A 6,328-nucleotide genomic window follows, 5' to 3' on the forward strand; every position below is an offset into this window, starting at 1 on the left:
GGCGGGCGCCCGCCGCGGCCTCCTGATGAAGGGCGGCGCGGTGCTGGAGAGCCTCGGGCGCATCACGGCCATCGCCTTCGACAAGACGGGCACGTTGACGGCAGGGCGGCCGGTGGTGACCGACATCGTGGCCGGCAGCCGCTCCGCGCCGCAGGTCCTGTCCCTGGCGGCGTCTCTGGAACAAGGGTCGAGCCACCCGCTGGCGCTGGCGATCCTCGCGCGGGCCAAGGCCGACCGGGCGCCCGCCCCGCCCTCGTTCGACGCGCACGCGCTGCCCGGCGAGGGGGTCGAGGGCGGCGTCGGCGGCGAACGCGTGTTTCTCGGCTCGCCGAAGGCCGCCGCCCGGCGCGGCGAGCTGACGCATGAGCAACGCGAGGCGATCGAGGCGCTGAATGCCGAGGGCAAGACCGTGTCGGTCGTGGTGCTTGCGGGCGCGGTGGCCGGCTTCATCGCGCTGCGCGACGAAGCGCGGCCGGACGCCAAATCCGCGCTCGCGCGCCTTCATGCCGACGGCCTTCGCACGATCATGCTGACCGGCGACAATGCGCGCGCGGCCGGGGCCGTCGCCGCCGATCTGGGTTTGGAGGTGCGGGCGGGGCTCCTGCCGCAGGATAAGCAGCGGATCGTGCGCGAGCTTCAGGCGCAGGGGTTCAAAGTCGCCAAGGTCGGCGACGGCATCAACGACGCGCCCGCGCTGGCTGCCGCCGATCTCGGCATCGCCATGGGCGGGGGCACCGACGTCGCTCTGGAGACCGCCGACGCCGCCATTCTGCACGGCCGGGTTCAGGACATCCCAGACATGATCGCCCTGTCGAAGCGCGTCATGGGCAATATCCGCGTCAACATCGCGCTGGCGCTGGGGCTCAAGGCCGTCTTCCTCGTTACCACGATCGTCGGCCTCACCGGCCTCTGGCCCGCCATCCTGGCCGACACGGGCGCGACCGTGCTGGTGACCGCCAACGCCATGCGGCTTCTGGCTTGGACACCGCGCTCGGAGCTCGGGCCAAGGCCTGTTCGCGGATAATGGGAGAGGGTTTTTGTTCGCTCTGAAGAGCGAAGCTTGAGGGATGCGGGGACGCATCCGCAAGGATTGGCACCAATCCTCACGGACGGGCGTCGGCGGAAAAAGCGCCGACAGACCGCCCCGATCGGGTTGTCAAACAGTCTTAAAAGAACTGGGACGGGACCTGCCGACGGAGAAAAGGAAGGGGGGTTCGTTCGTTGACGACGAGCAAAGCAAGAAGGACGTGAGGGGGCATCGGCCAACCTTGGCTACGACACGAGCGAGCGAACGACCCAGACAGGTTTTGCCCCGCGTCCAGATCAGAAGGGGCGTGGGTTCGCGTGGCGATCAAGGCAGGACTTCGAAGCGCTGAGAAGATCGACGATCCCGGCTCGCCCTCCCCTCCCCCGCTCCCACCGGACCCAGACCCGCATCCCCGTGCAATCCTGTCGCAGCCCAGGACCGCGAATAGTCGGCCGCCTGTCCCTGTCCGCCGCCGCCGAGTTGCATATCTAAACCGTTTCATGCCCTCCGCATCCTGCGGAGCGGCTTCTGTTTGGGTCCCAACTCGCCATGACATCCTCCAGGTTCCTGACCGGGTCCGGCGAGATGGCCGCGCGGCTGCGAAGCTACGACTGGTCCTCCACCGATCTCGGCGCGCCCTCCACCTGGCCGCGCTCGCTCAAAACGCTCGTCGGCCTCATGCTGGCCTCGCGTCAGCCCATGTATGTCGCCTGGGGTCCGGCGGGCACGATGCTTTACAACGACGCCTATATCCAACTTCTCCAGAGCAAGCACCCCGCCGCGCTAGGGCAGACGTTCCGCGAGGTCTGGCTGGAGGTCTGGGACGAGATCGAGCCGCTGGTGGCGCAGGTCCATGAGGGCCAATCCGTTCATTTCGACGACATCACGCTTTTCGTGGAGCGCAACGGCGAGACCACCGAGGCGCATTTCGCCTTTTCCTACACGCCGGTCTACGATAACGAGTCGGGCGTGATCGGCCTGTTCTGCGCCTGCAACGAGACGACCGAGCAGATCCTGGCCGAGCGCGCGGCAATGGATGCGCTGCAGGCGGCCGAGGAAGCGAACATCGCCAAGAGCCAGTTCTTGGCCAATATGAGCCACGAGCTACGCACGCCGCTTTCGGCCATCATCGGCTATGCCGAGATGCTGATCGAGGAGGCGGAGGACGGTGCGGCGGCGGCCGATCTCGCCGGCGACATCGCCAAGATCGAGAGCAACGCCCGCCATCTCCTCAGCCTCATCAACGACGTGCTCGACCTGTCCAAGGTCGAGAGCGGCAAGATGGACATCTACACCGAGACCTTCGACGTCGCCGAGATCGTCTCCGATGTCGCGACCACCGCGCAGCGGCTGGTGGAGAAGAAGAACAACCGGCTCGTCACCGACATCGCGGCGGACGTCGGCACGCTTCATTCCGACGTCACCAAGGTGCGGCAGATCCTGCTGAACCTCCTCAGCAACGCCGCCAAGTTCACGCAGGACGGGACGATCACGCTCAGCGTCCGGCGCGAGGGCGAGGCGATGATCTTCGCGGTCACCGACACCGGCATCGGCATGACGCCCGAGCAGCTGGAGCGCCTGTTCCAACGCTTCAGCCAGGCTGACGCCTCGACCACGCGCAAATATGGCGGCACCGGTCTCGGCCTCTCGCTGACCAAAGCCTTCTCGGCCATGCTGGGCGGCGACGTGACGGTGGAAAGCGAGGCCGAGCGCGGCAGCCGCTTCACGCTCACCCTCCCCGTCAACATCGCCGACGCCCTGTCGCCCGAGGAGGCCCTGCCCGACGCCCAGCTGCCGGTGGTATCCGATGTCGATCCCGCCAAGATCGTCCTGGTGATCGACGACGACACGGCGCAACGCGAACTCATGACCCGCTTTCTGGCGCGCGAGGGCTTCTCGACCGTCACCGCCGCCGATGGCGCGACGGGGCTGGCGCTCGCCAAGGAGCTTCGGCCCCGCGCCATTCTGCTCGACGTCATGATGCCGGGCATGGACGGCTGGACCGTTCTTGGCCGCCTGAAGGCCGACCCGGATCTGGCCGACATTCCCGTGGTCATGGTCACCTTCGTCAGCGAGCGGGGACTCGCCTCCTCGCTGGGCGCCGCCGACTATGTCGACAAGCCGGTGAAATGGGAGCGCTTCCGCTCGGTCATGGACCGGTTCCGCGAGGCGGTGGGCGATGTCCTCGTGGTGGACGACGATCCCGACGCGCGGGCCCGGGTGCGCCAGACCCTTGAGCGCGACGGCTGGACCGTGGCGGAGGCCGAGAACGGCCAGAAGGCGCTGGACGCCGTGGCCAAGGCGCGGCCGCGCGTCATCCTGCTCGACCTCACCATGCCGATCATGGACGGGTTCGGTTTTCTGCGCGCGCTTCGCGCCCGGCCGAGCGACCGCGACATTCCCGTGATCGTGCTCTCTGCGCGCGACCTGACGGCCGAGGAGCGCGGCAAGCTCGACACGGCCGCACAGGTCCTCAGCAAAGGCCAGGTCAGCCTTCGCGAAGTCGCCGCCAATGTGCGCGCGCTGACGGAGGGCGAAGGCAAGACCTGATCGGCGGCCTCGTCCGGCGGCTCTCGGGGTCGGCGGACGGTGGCGCGTTCTTGCGTTCGGCGGCCATGGTGTGACGACACGAGGCGACATGGCCGTGGGTTCGAGCGGACGGTGGCTTGCTGGGCGAGATGTCTTATTCGCATGCGGCCGTTTGATCGCAGTGAGACGCACAGGGCGGAGGGAGCCCGCTCCGCGAGGCCCAAAGGTGCGGCGGACCATCGGCGGTTTCCGACGGCTGATGTCGTTGCGAAGACCGACAAGGAAACCGCCGCCGCCTCGGCCCCGTGCTTGGCCCTCGATCGCATGGCGCCTGCCGGTCCGCTCAAATCGGCATGCCCCCGCACGTCCGAGCACGAACCAAACCTTAGCTGCCAAATGACTCGGATCACCCGCATGCGATCGTTCAAAGGTTTTGAGAAGCCCATCGCGTCCGAGACGTTCCGCGAGCGTCCCATGGGTGCGGCGGTGCGAGACGAGACGCGCGTCGGTCTCGAAACCGTTTCGTCCCAGGAACGCGAGGACGGCACGATCACCCTCCGCGAGCGGGGCAACCCGGATGATCGCGAGCCGCTTCCGTGTGTCTTTGCGATAGCGCTTGTTCGCGGACGACGCGGTGCGCTCGGCGGATATTCGGAAACTCGGCAGCGCAGGACCGGCGCGGGATTTCCGAATGTCGCAAGGGGCCGATCGCCGTCGATGCTAAAGCGCATCAGCGAGATTTGGCAACGGTCCATGCGGACAGGCGACGGCGAAAAAGAACCGTCGGACCGACCCGCCCGAGTTTTCAAACGGGCTGCTAAAGGCGGGTCGTGCCGTCAGGCAGAATCGGCTGCCATGCTGAAAGCCGGGAAAGCGATATCGTCGCCAGACGGCTGGCACGAAACGGTTTCCAGCGTCAGGGAGAAGGCGGCGAGCGGACCGGTTCCGTGCCCCCGTCTGGCGCAAAGCGCTGCCCCGCTCCGAACATCCCGCCCCTCTCCTTCGCCGCTCGCCTGCCCTTACGCAGAACCAAGGCTCCATCAATGACCCGTTCGCGCCCTCTGTCCAACACTCGCCGCCGCCCTTCCCAAGACGGGCTCGCCACCGGCTTCGCTTCGCCACGGCCGCTCGCGAGCCCGCCTCGTGGCCTGACGCCACTCCCGGCCCATCTCACCTCCTTTGCTGCGAGCACCAACTGATGAGCGCCTTGTTCGACGAGACCGCACCGAGCGCGGCGCCCTCCCCGCCCACCACCGCCACCGCCACAGAGCGCGCCCGCCAGCGCCTCCAGAGCTTTCTCGCCTATCTCGCCGTGGCGCGCGGCGGGGATGCGCCCGCCCCGTCGCCCGCCGCGAACCTGCGCGATGCGGTGGCGGATGCGCCGCGTCTGGCCGTGGCCGTCGCCGCCCTGCCCTCGCCGCCCGACTGGTGGGACGCGGAATGGCAGGGGCTCGATCTCGCGGACGCCGATCTCTCCGGCCTTCCGTTCACGGGCGCCGATCTCACCCATGCCAATCTGAAACGCGCCGTCGTCGCCAACGGCGTCGGCCGCGCCGCGCGCTTCGACGACGCGCTGATCGAGGAGGCGCGCTTCTCGAACGCCGATCTCAGCGGCGCCTCCTTCGTGAACGCAGTCGGCGGACAGGCCGAGTTTGAGGGCGCGATGCTGGAGGATGCGATCTTTCGCGGCGCGAACCTGCGTTTCTCCAGTTTCAAAGCTGCGCTTCTTGACGGTGCGGATTTCGAGGGGGCGGACGGATGGGGCGCCGACTTCACCGGCGCCGACGCCGACCGAACCGTGTTTCGCAAGGCCCGTCTGGACGAGGCCGACCTGTCGGACGTCAACCTCACCTTTTCCGACTTCACCGGCGCCAGCCTCAAGCGTGCCAAGCTTCGCGGCTCGCGGCTGCGCGGCGCCAATCTCGCCGGGGCGGCCTTGACCGGCACCGATCTCAGCGGCGCGGACCTTTCCGACACGACGCTTCTGCGCATCGACCTGTCGAGCTGCGACCTTCGCCATGTCCGCTTCGGCGGCGCCTGGATCGAGGGCTGCCGGTTGCGCGCCGAGCAGCTCGGCGGCGCGGTGGGCGAAGAGGTGGCCGGTCAGTTCGAGGCCGCGCGGGCGAGCTATTCCGCGCTGGAGGCGAACTTCATCAGCATCGGCGCCAAGGCGGAGGCCGGCTGGGCCTACAAGAAGGGCCGCAAGATGGGCTGCCTGGGCGCGCGCGCCGGCGCGGGCCAAGCGCTCCGAGAGCGCCGCTGGCGCGCGCTCCTCCAGCAATCCTATGTCTGGGCCGCCGATCGCTTCGTGGAATGGCTGTGCGACTATGGCGAGAGCCTGTCGCGCGTCGTGCGCGCCTTCGCGATCCTGATCCTCGTCTTCGGCGCGCTCTATGGGTTGGACGGAGGGCTGGTGCCCAAGGGCGCGGAAATCCCGACCCGCAACGTCATCGACCTTCTCAGCTACAGCGCCCTCAACATGATGACGTCCAACCCGCCCGAGATCGGGATCGAGGTGGTGGGCCGCACGGCCAATATCCTGGTCGGCCTGCAAGGCGCGATCGGCATCATCCTCATGGGCCTGTTCGGCTACATCCTGGGAAATCGCATCCGACGCTGACGGGCGCGAGGTCGCGGCTCAGGGTGGTGATGGGTCGGGGTCGGGCATCGCACACCCGGCCCGCCCTTGGCGTCTGCCGGTTCTAAAGCCCGGCCGACTCTTTATAGTGACCGCTTGCAATCCAGAGGCCGCAAGCGGTCAGCGGCGGGAAC

General features: G+C 68.0%; 3 protein-coding genes. All 3 read left to right on the forward strand.

Annotated features, from left to right (window positions below):
• Positions 1 to 1,024: HAD-IC family P-type ATPase (locus AUL32_RS19070; RefSeq protein ID WP_156421533.1), on the forward strand; the 1,024-nt coding region annotated here is incomplete at its 5' end.
• Between the two features lie 552 nt (positions 1,025 to 1,576).
• Complete coding sequence (locus AUL32_RS19075) at positions 1,577 to 3,577, forward strand: response regulator (protein ID WP_062118556.1); 2,001 nt, start codon at positions 1,577 to 1,579, stop codon at positions 3,575 to 3,577.
• 1,177 nt (positions 3,578 to 4,754) lie between these two features.
• A complete protein-coding gene (locus tag AUL32_RS19080) occupies positions 4,755 to 6,176 on the forward strand; it encodes a pentapeptide repeat-containing protein (protein ID WP_082659839.1) in 1,422 nt (473 codons plus the stop codon).
• Positions 6,177 to 6,328 lie beyond the last annotated feature (152 nt).

Source organism: Aureimonas sp. AU40, assembly GCF_001463785.1.
Classification (GTDB): Bacteria; Pseudomonadota; Alphaproteobacteria; order Rhizobiales; family Rhizobiaceae; genus Aureimonas.